The sequence below is a fragment of the Limnohabitans sp. genome, assembly GCF_038134685.1.
Taxonomy (GTDB): domain Bacteria; phylum Pseudomonadota; class Gammaproteobacteria; order Burkholderiales; family Burkholderiaceae_C; genus Limnohabitans_A.
Genome location: NZ_JAYPVP010000009.1, coordinates 73456 through 88187, shown reverse-complemented (window position 1 = coordinate 88187; position 14732 = coordinate 73456). Strand labels below are relative to the sequence as shown.

The 14732-nt window shown below is 56.2% G+C and carries 16 protein-coding genes, 1 tRNA gene and 1 pseudogene; 12 read left to right on the top strand and 6 right to left on the bottom strand.

The genetic code is table 11. The features are described 5' to 3' along the window. From AAFM15_RS05880 to AAFM15_RS05860, 5 genes and pseudogenes are all read left to right on the top strand, one after another. Positions 1-458 (top strand): annotated as a pseudogene (locus tag AAFM15_RS05880) (F0F1 ATP synthase subunit beta); the annotation flags it as partial. 70 nt (positions 459-528) lie between these two features. Next, positions 529-942, top strand: coding sequence for a F0F1 ATP synthase subunit epsilon (locus AAFM15_RS05875; protein ID WP_341685774.1), 414 nt, complete (start codon positions 529-531; stop codon positions 940-942). An 85-nt stretch (positions 943-1027) separates the two neighbouring features. Continuing rightward, the gene (locus AAFM15_RS05870) at positions 1028-1477 is read left to right on the top strand and encodes a nuclear transport factor 2 family protein (RefSeq protein WP_341685773.1); all 450 of its coding nucleotides are present in this window, start codon (positions 1028-1030) and stop codon (positions 1475-1477) included. Next, on the top strand, positions 1477-2451 hold the full coding sequence (locus AAFM15_RS05865) for an alpha/beta fold hydrolase (RefSeq protein WP_341685772.1): 975 nt from the start codon (positions 1477-1479) through the stop codon (positions 2449-2451). The genes AAFM15_RS05870 and AAFM15_RS05865 overlap by 1 nt, the downstream gene beginning before the upstream one ends. A 4-nt stretch (positions 2452-2455) precedes the next feature. Then, positions 2456-2989, top strand: coding sequence for a DUF2946 family protein (locus tag AAFM15_RS05860; RefSeq protein ID WP_341685771.1), 534 nt, complete (start codon positions 2456-2458; stop codon positions 2987-2989). Positions 2990-3049: 60 nt separating this feature from the next. Here the strand turns inward: AAFM15_RS05860 and AAFM15_RS05855 are convergent, their stop codons facing one another. Beyond that, complete coding sequence (locus AAFM15_RS05855) at positions 3050-3574, bottom strand: c-type cytochrome (protein ID WP_341685770.1); 525 nt, start codon at positions 3572-3574, stop codon at positions 3050-3052. A gap of 123 nt (positions 3575-3697) precedes the next feature. On the opposite strand from AAFM15_RS05855, the gene AAFM15_RS05850 reads away from it, so the two are divergent. The 3 genes from AAFM15_RS05850 (at position 3698) to AAFM15_RS05840 (ending at position 6479) form a co-directional block, all read left to right on the top strand. Further along, a tRNA-Arg gene (locus AAFM15_RS05850) sits at positions 3698-3773 on the top strand. 75 nt (positions 3774-3848) lie between these two features. Further along, entirely contained in the window at positions 3849-5285 is a 1437-nt protein-coding gene (locus AAFM15_RS05845; RefSeq protein WP_341685769.1) for a site-specific integrase, read from the top strand. Between the two features lie 216 nt (positions 5286-5501). Further along, complete coding sequence (locus tag AAFM15_RS05840) at positions 5502-6479, top strand: AAA family ATPase (RefSeq protein WP_341685768.1); 978 nt, start codon at positions 5502-5504, stop codon at positions 6477-6479. 98 nt (positions 6480-6577) lie between these two features. On the opposite strand, the gene AAFM15_RS05835 is transcribed toward AAFM15_RS05840, so the two are convergent. Beyond that, positions 6578-7174, bottom strand: coding sequence for an isoprenylcysteine carboxylmethyltransferase family protein (locus AAFM15_RS05835; RefSeq protein WP_341685767.1), 597 nt, complete (start codon positions 7172-7174; stop codon positions 6578-6580). Beyond that, positions 7167-7829, bottom strand: a complete 663-nt coding sequence (locus tag AAFM15_RS05830; RefSeq protein WP_341685766.1) for a cation diffusion facilitator family transporter — start codon at positions 7827-7829, stop codon at positions 7167-7169. The genes AAFM15_RS05835 and AAFM15_RS05830 overlap by 8 nt, the downstream gene beginning before the upstream one ends. Before the next feature lie 84 nt (positions 7830-7913). On the opposite strand from AAFM15_RS05830, the gene cadR reads away from it, so the two are divergent. After that, positions 7914-8312: a Cd(II)/Pb(II)-responsive transcriptional regulator gene (cadR, locus tag AAFM15_RS05825; RefSeq protein WP_341685765.1), complete on the top strand. Its 399-nt coding sequence runs from the start codon at positions 7914-7916 to the stop codon at positions 8310-8312. On the opposite strand, the gene AAFM15_RS05820 is transcribed toward cadR, so the two are convergent. The 3 genes from AAFM15_RS05820 to AAFM15_RS05810 form a co-directional block, all read right to left on the bottom strand. Next, complete coding sequence (locus AAFM15_RS05820; RefSeq protein ID WP_341685764.1) at positions 8302-9210, bottom strand: hypothetical protein; 909 nt, start codon at positions 9208-9210, stop codon at positions 8302-8304. The genes cadR and AAFM15_RS05820 overlap by 11 nt on opposite strands. A 755-nt stretch (positions 9211-9965) precedes the next feature. Beyond that, a complete protein-coding gene (gene glp / locus AAFM15_RS05815; RefSeq protein WP_341685763.1) occupies positions 9966-11249 on the bottom strand; it encodes a gephyrin-like molybdotransferase Glp in 1284 nt (427 codons plus the stop codon). 17 nt (positions 11250-11266) lie between these two features. Further along, positions 11267-12364 (bottom strand): substrate-binding domain-containing protein, encoded by a 1098-nt coding sequence (locus AAFM15_RS05810; protein ID WP_341685762.1) that lies wholly within the window; start codon positions 12362-12364, stop codon positions 11267-11269. Between the two features lie 116 nt (positions 12365-12480). Here AAFM15_RS05810 and AAFM15_RS05805 point away from each other — a divergent pair, with 116 nt between their 5' ends. Genes AAFM15_RS05805 through AAFM15_RS05795 form a run of 3 tightly spaced genes read left to right on the top strand, consistent with a single transcriptional unit; the run spans position 12481 to position 14728 of the window. Next, the gene (locus tag AAFM15_RS05805) at positions 12481-13206 is read left to right on the top strand and encodes an ABC transporter permease (RefSeq protein WP_341685761.1); all 726 of its coding nucleotides are present in this window, start codon (positions 12481-12483) and stop codon (positions 13204-13206) included. Beyond that, entirely contained in the window at positions 13203-13922 is a 720-nt protein-coding gene (locus tag AAFM15_RS05800) for an ATP-binding cassette domain-containing protein (RefSeq protein WP_341685760.1), read from the top strand. The genes AAFM15_RS05805 and AAFM15_RS05800 overlap by 4 nt, the downstream gene beginning before the upstream one ends. Positions 13923-13948: 26 nt before the next feature. Continuing rightward, positions 13949-14728, top strand: a complete 780-nt coding sequence (locus AAFM15_RS05795; RefSeq protein ID WP_371833087.1) for an extracellular solute-binding protein — start codon at positions 13949-13951, stop codon at positions 14726-14728. The last annotated feature ends 4 nt before the right edge of the window (positions 14729-14732 follow it).

Below are 14732 nucleotides of genomic sequence, written 5' to 3'. Positions count from 1 at the left end.
CTACCACCTTCGCTCACTTGGACTCCACCGTTGTGCTGTCTCGTGACATCGCTGCTCTGGGTATCTACCCGGCCGTGGACCCGCTGGACTCCACCAGCCGTCAGCTGGACCCGCACGTGGTTGGCGAAGAGCACTACGGTACCGCCCGCGCCGTGCAGGGTACCCTGCAGCGCTACAAAGAACTGCGCGACATCATCGCCATTCTGGGTATGGACGAACTGGCTCCCGAAGACAAGCTGGTCGTGGCACGCGCTCGTAAGATGCAGCGTTTCCTGTCCCAGCCCTTCCATGTGGCTGAAGTGTTCACCGGTTCGCCCGGCAAGTACGTGCCTCTGGCCGAAACCATCCGTGGTTTCAAGATGATTGTGAACGGCGAGTGCGACCACCTGCCCGAGCAAGCTTTCTACATGGTCGGCACCATCGACGAAGCCTTCGAAAAGGCCAAGAAAGTCGCCTAAGCGGAACGATGAGGCGACCTCGGTCGCCTCACCGCTGAAACCACTTTCCCCTTTTTGAACTGGAGCAAACATGAACACCATCCACGTTGATGTGGTCAGTGCAGAAGAGTCCATCTACTCGGGCGAAGCCCGATTTGTGGCCCTGCCGGGTGAAGCTGGCGAACTGGGTATCTACCCCCGCCACACCCCCCTGATCACCCGCATCAAGGCCGGTTCGGTTCGCATCGAAACGGCAGACGGCGGCGAAGAGTTTGTCTTCGTGGCCGGCGGCATTCTGGAAGTTCAACCTGATTGCGTGACGGTGCTCTCTGACACCGCCATTCGCGGCAAGGACCTGGACGAAGAAAAAGCCAATGAAGCCAAGCGTGCAGCCGAAGAAGCCATCCGCAATGCCAAAAGCGAAGTGGACCTGGCGACTGCCCAGGCAGAGCTGGCTGTGCTGGCCGCTCAGTTGGCTGCCTTGCGTAAATACCGCAAGCACTGATGAGCGCAAGCTGCAGTGGCCTATGCCCTTTCAAGAACCCCGGCTTGCCGGGGTTTTTTGCTTTCGGGACGCGAAGGATCTGATCATGCCTAAAGCCAAACTTCGACATGTCGCACTCGGCGGCCGCCCTGACGATGTGGAGCACAGCTTTTATGAAGCTCTGCACAAGGGCGATCTCGCGCAGCTGATGAACTGCTGGGCCGAAGAAGAAGAAATTGTGTGTGTGCACCCAGGCGGACCGCGCCTGATAGGCTCTGGCGCCATTCGATCGGCCTTTGAAGCTTTGTTTGCACACGGCCCGGTGCTGGCACATCCGGAACAAGTCCACAAGATTGAGTCGCTCGCCAGCGCCGTTCATCACCTGGTGGAACGCATTGACATCCATACGCCTGCAGGCCCCCAAAAAGCCTGGGTGGTCGTGACCAATGTGTTCCACAAAACACCGCAGGGCTGGCGCATGGTGGCTCACCATGCCAGCCCGGGCACGGCCAGCGATATCGCTGCAGCCGTCTCAGCGCCGGCCGTACTGCATTGATGCAGCAGGCTTTATGGCTGCCCGGCGGGCATGTGCAAACCATCTGGGGCGCGAAACTGGCTCGAACGCACGATGGGCGTTTGGCCCCCATGCAACGCCAGCGCTGGACAACACCCGATGGCGACTGGATAGATGTGGATATCCAGCAGACTCTCAGCGAAAACCGACCGCACCTGGTCCTGTTTCATGGGCTGGAGGGTTCCTCCCAAAGCCACTATGCACAGGCCTTCAGGCGTTGGGCTCAGCTTGAGAAGGTGAATTTGTGGATGCCGCACTTTCGAGGCTGCAGTGGACAGGACAACGATCTGCCACGCGCGTACCACAGCGGGGACCATGCAGAAATTGACTGGATACTTGCGCAAGTCGTGAAGCACGCCCAAGAAGCGAAAGTATGCGCGGCCGGTGTGTCACTCGGCGGCAATGCGTTGATGCTTTGGGCCGGCTTGCAAGGTCAACGCGCATCCAACAAGGTACATGCCGTGGCCTCGATCAGTTCGCCGCTGGACTTGATGGGCAGCGGCTTGGCATTGGGGCAAGGGCTTAATCGCTGGCTGTACACCCCCATGTTCCTCAAAACCATGAAAGCCAAGGCGCAGCGTAAGGCAAAAAGGTTTTCACAATCGTTTGATCTGCAGCGCGCCTTGCAGGCAAAGGATCTGTATGCGTTTGATGACGCCTTTACCGCCCCAGTGCACGGCTTTGCCGATGTGCGCGACTATTGGACGAGAGCCTCGGCTAAGCCGCATTTGACCGGGATCACGGTGCCAGCCTTGATACTCAACGCCAGAAACGACCCGTTTGTACCTGCTTGGACCTTGCCCGATCAGCAAGCCGTGTCCCCTGAGGTCACGCTTTGGCAACCCGCGCAGGGCGGACATGTGGGCTTTGTTCGGGGGCACTTCCCCGGCCAAGTGTGGGGCTTGGCTGACGATGTGGGCAAGTGGCTGTTGCAGGCCAGCGGGCAGCAGGAGTAAGCACATGGATGATCTGGTTCGACAAGCCATGGCCAAGTGGCCCAACGTGCCCGACTGCTACGGGTGGTTGGGTCTAGATGCCCGTGGGCGCTGGTACATGCGCGACGATGCTGCGCAACAGGCGGGAGCCTTTCAGTCTGGACAAATGCAGGCCAAAGGTTCGCACGTCGATCACGAAAAACTCAAAGCCTTTATCGAGCGCAACTACGCCAGTGACGAACTGGGACGCTGGTATTTTCAGAACGGCCCGCAGAGGGTATTTGTGGAGCTGGAAAACACGCCCTGGGTTTGGCGTGTGGGCAGTGATGGTGCTGTGCAAAGCCATACCGGCCTGGCAGCAAAGGTGCAATCCGTCTGGCAAGACGAGCAGGGTCACGTGTACTTGTTGACGGAGTTGGGTCTGGGGTTGGTGCACACACAAGATGTGGCCTGTATTGCAGAGGCTTTGGAGTACAAGGCTTGGACGGTGCAGGATTGTCACTGGGCCAACTTGCCAGCCCAGTTTGGTTTTGTTCGCAGCCCGGCCGTGAGACGCTGAACATGCAACGGGCATGAAAAAAGCCGGCATCAGCCGGCTTTTTGAGGGTGTGCAGGCAGATTACTTGGCCGCTTCAGCAGCAGGTGCCTTGGGCTCTTCAAACTTGCCGCCAGACTGGTTGGCCATGTAGGCCACAGCACGAGCGATTTCCGTATCGTTGAAGTCGCCACCGCCTTGAGCACCCATGGCGCCCTTGCCCTTGAGCGCAGACTGCACCAAGGTGTCAAAGCCTTGCTTCAGGCGAGGGCCCCAAGCGTCAGCATCACCCACCTTGGGTGCGCCAGCAGCACCGGTTGCATGGCAAGCAGCACATTGACCCTTGAACACTTCCTCGCCAGCTCGCAGAGGACGGTTGGCATCGCGAATCTCGACTGTGCCCACTTTCATAATGCGTTCGGCAACAGCACGCTCGGAGTCAGTGCTGCCAGCAGCGGTCTTGTTGCCGGAGGTCACGTAATAGACCAGGCCGATGATGATGAACACCGGAATCACGAAGGCAGCAATGCTGGACCAAAGCAGCTGGCTACCGGATTTGATGGGGCCGGTGTGGGCTTCGTGGGCGTGATCTTGATGGTTATCGCTCATGACATCCTCTGTGGACGGGTACAAAAAAGGGGCGGACATTGTCCGAAACAGCCGCAAATTATAGCCGTCATGCCTTTTATCAGGCTTGCAAGAAGGGCGCCGTGAGATAATTCCGACCCGTACGCGGCTGTAGCTCAGTGGATAGAGTATTGGCCTCCGAAGCCAAGGGTCGTGGGTTCGATCCCCGCCAGCCGCACCAACATGCATAAGTCCTTGATTCGTCAAGGACTTTTTGCTTTTCAGAACTCGATGGTGTCCCACTTTGGTGTCACACATGATTCGAGTTCCCCGCCTGAAGGTCAACCGCTTGGGCGTTTACGGTTTGCGCGTTGTCTGGACAGACGAGGCAGGCAAGCGCCGCGAGGCCACGCACAGCCTGCGCACCAAGTCCCCCGAAATTGCCCGCGTTTTGGCGCTACAGTTCAACGAAGCCTATGAACGAAAGAGAAGCCAACGCCGCATGAGCACCAAAAAGCCCGAGCACCTGCCCAATCTAGAAGACTTTGCCAACAAGTTTGAATTGGACTTGTCGCGTGGGGTGATGAAGTCGGACAGCCCCGAGGACTTCGCCAGAATGATGCAGGCATTGGAAGCCTACAAAGCCATCCACGGCACACACCCGCCGATTCAAGAGGCGATGAACCTAGGCAGGCAGCCGCGCCCCATCCAGAAGTCCATGCGGTTCAGTGAGGCCACCGCCGCCTATCTGGACGAAAAGAAGCACCAGAACGCCGCGCAAACCTTGGTGGAAAAAGGCAGGACATACAAGGACTTCACCGCTATTTTTGGCGACCTTGAAATCAACCTGATTAGCAAGGCCGAGATCGTCCAATTGAAAACCAACGACCTCAAACGCATGGGAGCAAACCGCCTAAACAAGCGACTGGGGCAGGTCAACGACTTTTTCAACTGGGCGATCAACCACGGGCACTACACCGCGCACCCGACCAGCCCCGTGGAAGGCTTGTTTATCAAAGGAACGGGCAAACTTTCGCCCAAGACCGAGCATTACGAGCCGTTCAGCAATGACGACTTGAAAGCCATTTTTAGCAGCGCTTACCCCGTGGACATGGGCAAGCCTGATCATTACTGGTTGCCCGTGGTGGCCTTGTTCAGCGGGGCAAGGCGCGAAGAAATCGCCAGCCTGAAAGCCGCCAACATCAAGACGGTGGACGGTGTGCCATGTTTTCAAATTGAAGGCGGTAAAACGGCAGACGCAAGGCGACTGGTTCCCGTTCACCCGCAACTACAGGCGCTGGGCTTTATGCGCTATGCCGAGCAGGTCAAAGGCATGGGGCAGGAATACCTATTCCCCCACACGGTGGACGGGGCAAACGGCAGGGGCAAAAACGCGGGACGGCAATTCACCATCCTGATGGAAAAGCGCAGCATCAAAGACGACAGGAAGGTTTTTCACTCGTTCAGGCACACCGTGATCACCCGCCTACACGCCACGGGCGCAAATACCGCGCACGTCATGCAGATAACGGGACACCGAGGCGAGGCAGGGCAAACCGTTCACTTTGGCACGTACACGCACGACGTGGGCTTACAAGCCCTTGCCGACACCATGAGCAGGCTGTCCTATGCCTTGGACTATGAAGCCATGAAAGCCAGCGATCCAACCTTCAAAGCATTTTTGACCCGCTGGAAAATGATTGAAGACCGCAAGGCCAAAGCCGCCAAACTGCGCAAAGAAAAAACACCGTGAAAGGTGTTTAGAAAGGTCGATAGTGAATTAAATAGGCTGTCAAGGTACAGCCTATTTAATTTTCAACCTTTTGTCAAACATCCAAAAAAACAAGCCGACAGCCCCCTGTGAGGGGGCGAAGCGAAGCGGTCGGAAGGGGGTGAAAAATTGCAAAGGTTGACAATCAAAAAAGGATTCGTAAGGTGAATTTTAAGAATCACCTTTTGAGACCTTTTCATGCAGTTCACCGAATCCAACAAAGGCAGCACCATCATGCGAGCCACACAAGGTATTGAGTTTAAGCCACTTATTAAAACCCTTGTGGAGCGCAACGCCGTGGGCATGATCGTCGCACCCGCCAAAGCCAAAAAATCCATGTTGGCCTTGAATCTGGTTTTTTCGCTACTCACCAAAAAACCGTTTTTAGGCTTGCCAGTGAGTGAAGAGGCAGACAAGATTGTTTACGTCAATCTCGAATTGACCAAAACCGCTTTGGGCGTTCGTCTGCGCACGATGAACACCTTCTACAACGCCACGCCCAAGCAGTTGGACAATGTGATGTTTTTGAGCAGTGATGAATTTTGCAAGGGTGAAGCACTGGTAGACACCAAAACCCAAAAGGTAAATCAAGAGCCATTCAACGCATTGGCAGAAGCCGCCAAGAATTGGGGTGCAACGGTTATTATCTTTGACCCGCTTTACTATGTGGTGGGTGAGGAAAATGATAATGTGCTCATGACCGCAGTTTTGCGCGAGTTCGGAAAATTGCGAACCGAATTAAACGCCGCCATTTTTGTGGTTCACCACACGGGTAAAAGTGCCGTGGACTGGTCAGACCCGTTTTTAGCAGGACGTGGGGCAAGTGCCATAGGTGGCGCGTTTGAGTTCGTTTTGGGCATAGAACCCAAGGGCGACAACGAGGGCAGGCTGCACCATGGATCGCGCAACTACGCCACAGTCAAACCCTTCACCATCCGATTCAACCCTGCATCGTTCTCATGGCACTCAGCCCACGAGGAAAGCACAGACGTTCAACTCGACAAAATCATGGGCAAAGACGACGCGCTTTTGCTGGATGACTTCCACAGCCGCGCCAAGGAAATGGGCCTGCCCAGAAGCCGCGCAGAATCGTTCCTCAGATGCTCCAAGAACTACGAAAAGACGAAGGGCTACCGAGGAAGCAAGGTCAAAGTTCAGCGAAGAATGACCCATTGATCGCCCACCGCTCAGGCTTCGCCTGCCTATGGATAACCCCGCCCATGCTTGCCGAAGGGCAGCAGCGGGGTTTCCCACAGGTACAGCCGTAGACAGTTTTATATCCAGCGTCGCACCTTGCTTGCATAGATTGCGTAGTACTTACCGTGAACCTGTTTTAGATGAGTCTCTTCAAGCCTCACCTGAACCTGAATAAATACCTCACTCAACCCAAGTAACAGCAGCATAACGCCATTGGGTACAAGTAAAAATGCACCAAAAACTGACAACCGCATTGATAAAAAAATTGGATTACGACTGAATTTATAAATCCCAGTGGTTATTAAATTTGTTTTTGAGTGGTTATCGATACCGATACGCCAAGAATCGGATAAGTCATGCTGTGATTTGATGGTTGTGAGCAGGCCCACAGTCATCAACAGCCATGCAAAAATTTCAATTCCAACGAATTCCAACCATTGAAAAGTGCCAGAACCAGATTCCACAAAGTCAAAAAAGACCAAAGCACACAAATAAAGCAATATGGCCATTAAAATTAATTTAAATCCAGTCGCCACAAAACCATAAGCATCATCGGTATTTGGCAGCACAATTGGATTCACCCCAGTTTTTAAGTAAGTTCTCCAACTTTTCCATGCGAACGCTATGAAGAAATAGACTAGGAAATAGGCAAGCAGCGCTTTTTCTTTAGACAAAATCGCTCCTAACGACTTCTTTTGAAGTGCTGCGATCAATAGTTAATTCGCTATTGGCCTGTTTAATGATGTACCAGCCTGAGCTAATTCCCAATCCGCCCATAATCACGGCAACCACTACATCAGGCCAGAGCGACCCCGTCCCAAAAACACCTAAAGCAGCCAGCACAATAGCCACGTTTCCTATAGCATCGTTGCGCGTACATAGCCAAACAGAACGCATATTCGCATCGCCTTCACGGTAAGTATAGAGCAGCAAAGCCACGCCAAAATTTGCCGCAAGAGCAAGAAGTCCAATACTCCCCATTAAAAACGGTTCAGGCGTGGCACCTTGGTATGCGCTTAAAGCGGCTTTGGCGAAGATGAACAGCCCATAACCCAGCATGACAGCACCCTTGCCAAGCGCAAGACGCGAGCGCCAAACTAAACTAGCCCCAAGTACCCAAAGAGATAAAGCGTAGTTTGTCGCATCGCCAAAAAAATCAATCGCATCTGCCAACAGTGAGACCGACCCGCTCACTTTTCCAAAAATAATCTCAACAAAAAACATGGCGGCATTGACCACCAAGGCGATCCACAAAATCCGACGATAGCGGTGCGTTGGTGCGTGGTCAGTCGCTCCAGCCTCACAGCCATGATCACAGTTTTTCCCCATACTTTTGCTCCTTGACAACATCAATGGCATAATTAGAAACCATGAAGCTACTATAGGGTCAAGGGGTTTGAAGGATTTTGTGATATGAAAATTGGTGAGCTGGCAAAACTTGCGGGGTGTACGGTCGAGGTGGTGCGTTTTTACGAGAGTGAACGCATCTTGCCGCCCCCTCAGCGACAGGGGAACGGCTACCGTTTTTATCAAAACGACCACTTACAGCGGCTTGCATTCGTGCGCCGCTGCCGAGACTTGGACATGTCGCTGAAAGACATTGCGCGGCTACTGGAATTTGCCGATGATCCGCAGTCGCGTTGTGATGAAGTCAATACGCTGGTGGACGAGCAAATTCAAAAAGTACAAATCAAACTCAACGAGATTAAAACGCTTCAAACTCAACTTAAAAATCTGCGTCGACAATGCAACGGTGAAACGCTTGAATGCGGGATTTTGCAAGAATTAAGTCATGCCCTTGTCAAGGCTTAAATTGTGCTTTTTTAAAGTGTGTCGCTTTGTTAAAACGTGCTGATGACGCAGGGCACACCTTACGAACTTTCGCCACGGTTGCCCCCGTGGGTTTGACCGCCACCGACCCACGCCCCGACACCTTGTAGCCGTACACACTGGCGGATGCGGTGGACTGGTGCCCCATGACCGCCGCCACTTCCTCAGGCGGCAAGCCTGAGGATTTCAAATCAGAACCCATCTGATGCCGTAGGGTGTACAGCGTGGGCAAACGCTCCCGCCGAGGCCACAGCGCCGCCGTGGTGCGGTTTAATCGGCTTTGGGCTACTCGGTGTAGGGTTTTGCGTTTTAACGGCTCTACGGTGCCAATAATCCCCATGGCTTTGCGAATCTCAAACAAGGCCGCAGGATCGCCCACCGTCAAGAAGCGATCCAGCCCCCGACCGTCCGCCCGTTGTTTGGCAGACGGCACATAAAATTCCCCTTTCAATTCGCTGACGTGCTGGACTTCCGCAGGGCGGCAACCCAAATGGCGGCACAGCGTCAAATAAGCCCAAGTGATTGTGTCGTTTTTGTCGGCCACCGTGTCGCGCAGCGTTTTGAAATCCTGATCCGTGATGATCTTGGCTCGTTTGGGCTTTGCTTTGGGCGTGGCCTGTTCTGGAAATTTCAAAGCCCTTAAACGATCCGCCGCATCCTTGTAGCCGCCATAGTTTTGCGTGGAGGCAATGGCGCAGCGCAGCTTGTACCAACTCGATTTTGTGATTGACCCACTGCCTGCCAATTTCGTCATGTAATCGGCCAAGCCTTTGGGCGTGAGCGTGTAGCCTTGTTCCTTCGCTCTTGCCAAATGTGTGCCTGTGATTTTGCCGTAGCTTTTTCGTGTGCTGCCTTTGATTTTGTCCGCTGCTTTTGCCATGTTGTCTCCTGCCGTTGCCCTCGCTTCGCATACGCCAAGCGCTCGGGATCGTCTCGGCTCGCTTCGCATTGCCTCGACGTGGGCTTAAAAACACCACTCCGCTACGCTACGGGTGTTTTTTCGGGTTTCCGTGTTTTCCTTCCATGCTGCGCATGTAAGTAAATCACTCCACCTCGATCAGCCCACTTACTTACACGCTACGCGATGTAAGTAAGTTTTGGCAATACCGCGCCAGCAATTACATGGAAACGTCAGCAAGTCAAATTTGGACGTTTTTTGCGCCCGATTTGTTTTCAGGTTCAAACCCCTTTTGGGGTTTTCTACCTCTTCGTTCGCTGCGCTCACTGCGCGACCTTCGCAGGCGCTCAGGTCTTGCCCATGCCATCCGATGTGGCATGACAGCAAAACGACCACACAACGATTTTTCACACACCTGACGCATCTACCCGCAGTCGCGTGTGAGTGCGTCAGGTGTGCCCTATCGAGGGAAAACGGGGCTTTGTGCGCGCAGTCATGGCGCAGTCGCAGTCATGCGCCAAAACAGCCGACAAGCGAGGCAGGGCAACGCGACTGCCATGCAGTCAAGGCCAGGAAAATGATTGCGCCACGCCGTGCTACGATCTAAGCTCGCGGGTTTCCCACCAAGGGAACCCACTTTTTCAGCCCTGATCCACCGAGTTCTAGGGCGAAAAGTGCAGGCGAATCAATGACTTGGCGAACGAGGTAGAAAATTGCCCCGCCAGCCGCGCCAGCGCTTACAGGTGTCCGTCAAACATCATCACATCGACCCAGTCACCGATTTCTGCGGTGGGTTGTTCGTGGTGCAGCACGATCAGACCATTGGCCTGCACCATCGAGCTGAGTACCCCTGAGCCCTGGTTACCTGTCAAGCGTACCCACCATTCCCCGTTTTCGTCGCGCTCCACAATGCCACGTTGATACTCGGTACGACCAGGTTTTTTGCGCAGCTTTTCGCGGGTGCGAGCTTTGAGCAGGGGTTGTGCAGGTGCATCCCAACCCATCAAGCGTTGAAGCGCAGGGCGTACAAAAGCCAGGAAGGTCACCATCACGGCCACCGGATTACCGGGCAAGCCGAACAACACGCAATCACGTCCGTTTTGGGTCAAGCGGCCCACAGCCATGGGGCGGCCCGGGCGCATGGCAATGCGCCAGAAGGCTACATCGCCCAGCTTTTTCATCATGGCTTTGGTGTAGTCTGCTTCGCCCACGCTCACGCCACCGCTGGTGATGATGGCATCGGCTTGAGCGGCTGCATCACGGAATGCGGCTTCCAGTAGTTCGGGCTGGTCCTTGACCACGCCCATGTCCAGCACCTCACAACCCAAGCTCTGGAGCATGGCAAACACGGTGTAGCGGTTACTGTCGTACACCGCGCCTTCACGCTGGGGCTCGCCCAGACTCAGAATTTCATCGCCCGTCGAAAAATAGGCCACACGCGGACGACGCAAGACCTTGACCGATGGCAAACCCAGACTCGCCACCAGACCGCACGCTGCGGGCCCCATGCGGATGCCCGCGCGCAAAGCGGGTTGACCTTGCATCAGGTCTTCACCCAGTCTGCGACGGTTTTCGCCTGTTTCCAGCAAAGCAGCAGCGATGGTGACTTGATCGCTCTCAACACGGGCCAACTCCTGGGGGACAACGGTGTCCAGGCCGGCGGGCATGATGGCGCCAGTCATGATGCGCACGCACTCACCCGGGCCGCACTGGCCGCTCCAGGCCTTACCCGCCAAGGCTGTGCCCACAACGCGCAGCACAGTCTCTTGCCCCGCCAACATCTGTGCGCCGGCAAAAGCGTAACCGTCCATGGCTGAGTTGTCGTGGGGTGGCACGCTGATGGGCGAGATCACATCTTCGGCCAGGATGCGGCCATGCGCCCGCATGGGGCTGACCGTTTCGGTCTGCGTCAGGGGCGCTACCAACTGGCGCAAAAAGGCATTGACGTGAGCAACCGTCAGGGCTTGTGGGTCATACCCCTGCAGATGTTCGGCGATGGACTGAAGACTCGGTGCTTTCATGCAGCGATTTTGACACTTCAAGACCACCAGGGCAGCTGGGCTTTGAGTGATTGCACTTGGCCGGGATGGGGGTGCGCGCTGTAGCCCGCATGGCGTAGCAGCTGCTGGCCCCAGGTGTAGCTGTCCACCATGGTGCGCAAGGTTTGGACGGCGGGCGTGTCCAGCGCAGACTTCAGGCACACCAGCCAGTAGTGTTCTTGCAGCAGGGGAATAAAGTCCAAGCCGTGCATGTGGGCTGCTGAAGCTATGCCCATCCCGGTGTCAGCTTGGCCTGAGGCGATGCGTGTGGCCACAGCCGCGTGCGAGGGTTCGGCCTGGTCATACCCCACAATGGTGTGGCCCTCTATGCCTTGACTGTCTAACCAGTCGTCCAATAGCAGCCGTGTACCTGTGCCCAAAGTCCGATTGGCCAGACGCAGCTCAGGGCGCAGCAAGTCGGACCATTGGGACAAACTCAAGGGGTTACCGGCCGGCACCATCAGGCCTTGAGCCCGGCTGGCAAAGCCGATGATCTTGTGTTGCCCGGTGCGCAGCAATGGTTTGTAGGTGCGCGCCACCAGGCTGTGAGGAGCAGGGTGGATCGGCGCATGAAAACCAGCGATGGTGCAGCGACCTTCGTTCAAGGCGCGGATGGCATCGACGCTGCCGCAAAAACGCATATCCAGGTGCAGGCCTTGTTGCGCAGCATGGCTGCGCAGCGACACCAAAGCATCGTCGTGGCTGGCGTACATCGTCAGCAAATGTTGGTCAGGATCAAAAGCGAGAGCAAAGGTTTTTTCCAGTTCAGCCTGCAGCGCGCTGATTTGTGGCGCCAATCGCGCCTGGGCCTGGCGTTCGGCCCACAGCAGTTTGTCGGCAAAGGCTGTCAATCGCGCGGCTTGACCTTTTTCCCAAACGATCAGGGCCTGGCCGAGTTCTTCTTCCCAGCGATGCAATTCACCCCACACGTGCCGATACGACAGGCCCATGGCCCTGGCCGCGCCGGAGATGGATCCGCTGGCGCGCACCGCGTGAAGCAAATCCATCAGTGGGTTTTGCAAGGGCGAGGTCGGGCTGCGCGCAGGGTCGTCGCCACGCGCTTGTTGCCATGCATAAGCCAGTTGAATGTGTTGCACAGATGGGAGTGTGCCTGAATTGAGCAGGCACACCGGCGCACACGTATGCACAACCATTCATAACGGACAACCCTGAGTAAAAGCGCCTGCCTGCTCCTATAGGATCGGAACCCTTGATGAATACCTTTGCCGACAGCGTTTGTACAGCGCTGGATCTTGTCCTTTCGTTTGATGCCCAGTTGTGGTCGATTGTCGGGCGCTCGCTGAGCGTGAGCTCGGTCTCGAGCGTGATCGGTTGCCTGCTAGGCATGGCTGCCGGGGCTTGGTTGGCTGTGGCCCGTTTTGCCGGGCGTGGATGGGTACTGGTGTTGCTCAACACCTTGTTGGCGCTTCCCTCGGTGGTGGTGGGGCTGGTGGTGTATTTGCTGCTCTCGCGCTCCGGGCCGTTAGGGTTTTTGGGCTGGATGTTCAGCTTTAAAGCCATGGTGGTGGCCCAGGTGATTTTGGTGTTGCCTGTGGTGATGGCGCTGACCCGCCAGACGGTGGAAAACGCACACGCGCAACACGGCGAGCAGTGGCAGTCCCTGGGGGCGGGTGTGTGGATGCGCAGCCTGATCCTGGCTTGGGACGAACGCTTGACCTTGTTGACCATCGCTGTCACGGCGTTTGGTCGCGCGGTGTCCGAGGTGGGCGCGGTGATGATTGTGGGTGGCAACATCGAAGGCTTTACCCGCGTCATGACCACGGCCATTGCGCTGGAAACCAGCAAGGGCGATTTGCCTTTGGCTTTGGGGCTGGGGTTGGTCTTGCTGGCAGTGGTGTTGTGCCTGAATGCGGTGTTGGCCTGGATACGCAGGCGTGGCAAGGGGCATCGTCTGTCCGCTCAGGAGGCCTGGACATGACTGCGCTTTTTCATTTGCAGGATGTGCATGTTCTGTTGCAAGGGCAAAGCGCCTTGCATGGCGTCTCGCTGGATTTTCATCCCGGTGAACGCGTGGCCCTGATCGGTGCCAACGGCAGCGGCAAAAGTACGCTTTTGCGCACCCTCAATGGCCTCTTGCCCATAGCGCAAGGCCAAATGCAACGACAGTCCGATGTCCGCATGGCCATGTTGTTCCAGCGCCCACACCTGTTGCGCAGTTCGGTGTGTTTCAACCTGACGCTGTCGCTGTGGCTCGATCGCACGCGACCCGTGAGCTGGGCCCAAGCGCGGCAACAAGCCTTGCAGGCGCTGGAGCGCGTGGGCTTGGCCGACTTGGCGCAGCAGTCAGGCATCCACCTCTCGGGCGGGCAGTTGCAGCGCGTGGCGCTGGCACGGGCCTGGGCGCGTCAGCCGCAGGTGTTGCTGCTTGATGAACCCACGGCCAGTCTGGATCCGCATGCCAAGCGTGAAGTCGAACAATTGATCTGGGACTTTGCCACGTCGCCAGAACGTCCTGTCACTTTGGTATGGGCCAGCCATAACCTGGGACAAGTCAAGCGCATGGCGACCCGTGTGATGTATCTGGAGCATGGACGCATCCTGGCCGACCTGCCTGTAGATGTCTTTTTCAACCCCGATCAGTTACCCCGCTACAGCGAGGCCGCCCATTTGTTTTTAAAAGGAGAAATCGCATGAAAACACGACGCCTTGTTATGTGTCTGATGGCTGCCGCTGTGGCGCTGACCAGTGTGTGGGCGCGTGCCGAGTCCATCGTCATCTCCTCCACCACTTCGACCGAGCAGTCGGGGCTTTTTGCGCACCTGCTGCCCAAGTTCAAAGAGGCCACAGGCCTGGATACCAAGGTGGTGGCGCTGGGTACAGGCCAGGCGCTGGACATGGCGCGTCGCGGCGATGCCGATGTGGTGTTCGTGCACGACAAGACGGCCGAGGAAAAATTCATTGCCGAGGGCTACGGCCTCAAACGCTTTGAAGTCATGTACAACGACTTTGTGCTCATCGGTCCAAAGGCTGATCCCGCAGGCGTCAAAGGCAATGACATCGTGGCCGCACTGGGCAAGGTGGCGGCGGGCAACGCCGCTTTCGTCTCCCGTGGCGACAAGAGCGGCACACACGCTGCCGAACTGCGTTTTTGGAAAATGACCGACCTGACCGACAAGCAAGGCAGTGGCTACAAGGCGTGTGGTTGTGGCATGGGCCCTGCGCTGAACATGGCCGCATCGTCTGGTGCCTATGTGCTGGCCGATCGCGGCACTTGGCTGAACTTCAAAAACCGCGCTGACCTGGCTGTGCTGGTGGAGGGCGACAAGCGACTGTTCAATCAATACGGCGCGATGGTGGTCAACCCTGCCAAGCACCCGCATGTCAAACAAGGCGCGGCGCAGAAATTTGTGGATTGGGTGACTTCAGCTGCAGGTCAGGGCGTGATTGCCGACTACAAGATCGGCGGCGAGCAGCTGTTTTTTCCCAACGCTGCGCGCTGATTTG

Excerpts from the sequence above, each read along its gene's own strand:
- AAFM15_RS05875 (WP_341685774.1), top strand. The coding sequence starts at position 529 with ATGAACACCATCCACGTTGATGTGGTCAGTGCAGAAGAGTCCATCTAC.
- AAFM15_RS05870 (WP_341685773.1), top strand. The coding sequence starts at position 1,028 with ATGCCTAAAGCCAAACTTCGACATGTCGCACTCGGCGGCCGCCCTGAC.
- AAFM15_RS05865 (WP_341685772.1), top strand. The coding sequence starts at position 1,477 with ATGCAGCAGGCTTTATGGCTGCCCGGCGGGCATGTGCAAACCATCTGG.
- AAFM15_RS05860 (WP_341685771.1), top strand. The coding sequence starts at position 2,456 with ATGGATGATCTGGTTCGACAAGCCATGGCCAAGTGGCCCAACGTGCCC.
- AAFM15_RS05855 (WP_341685770.1), bottom strand. The coding sequence starts at position 3,574 with ATGAGCGATAACCATCAAGATCACGCCCACGAAGCCCACACCGGCCCC.
- AAFM15_RS05845 (WP_341685769.1), top strand. The coding sequence starts at position 3,849 with ATGATTCGAGTTCCCCGCCTGAAGGTCAACCGCTTGGGCGTTTACGGT.
- AAFM15_RS05840 (WP_341685768.1), top strand. The coding sequence starts at position 5,502 with ATGCAGTTCACCGAATCCAACAAAGGCAGCACCATCATGCGAGCCACA.
- AAFM15_RS05830 (WP_341685766.1), bottom strand. The coding sequence starts at position 7,829 with ATGGGGAAAAACTGTGATCATGGCTGTGAGGCTGGAGCGACTGACCAC.
- cadR (WP_341685765.1), top strand. The coding sequence starts at position 7,914 with ATGAAAATTGGTGAGCTGGCAAAACTTGCGGGGTGTACGGTCGAGGTG.
- AAFM15_RS05820 (WP_341685764.1), bottom strand. The coding sequence starts at position 9,210 with ATGGCAAAAGCAGCGGACAAAATCAAAGGCAGCACACGAAAAAGCTAC.
- glp (WP_341685763.1), bottom strand. The coding sequence starts at position 11,249 with ATGAAAGCACCGAGTCTTCAGTCCATCGCCGAACATCTGCAGGGGTAT.
- AAFM15_RS05805 (WP_341685761.1), top strand. The coding sequence starts at position 12,481 with ATGAATACCTTTGCCGACAGCGTTTGTACAGCGCTGGATCTTGTCCTT.
- AAFM15_RS05800 (WP_341685760.1), top strand. The coding sequence starts at position 13,203 with ATGACTGCGCTTTTTCATTTGCAGGATGTGCATGTTCTGTTGCAAGGG.
- AAFM15_RS05795 (WP_371833087.1), top strand. The coding sequence starts at position 13,949 with ATGGCTGCCGCTGTGGCGCTGACCAGTGTGTGGGCGCGTGCCGAGTCC.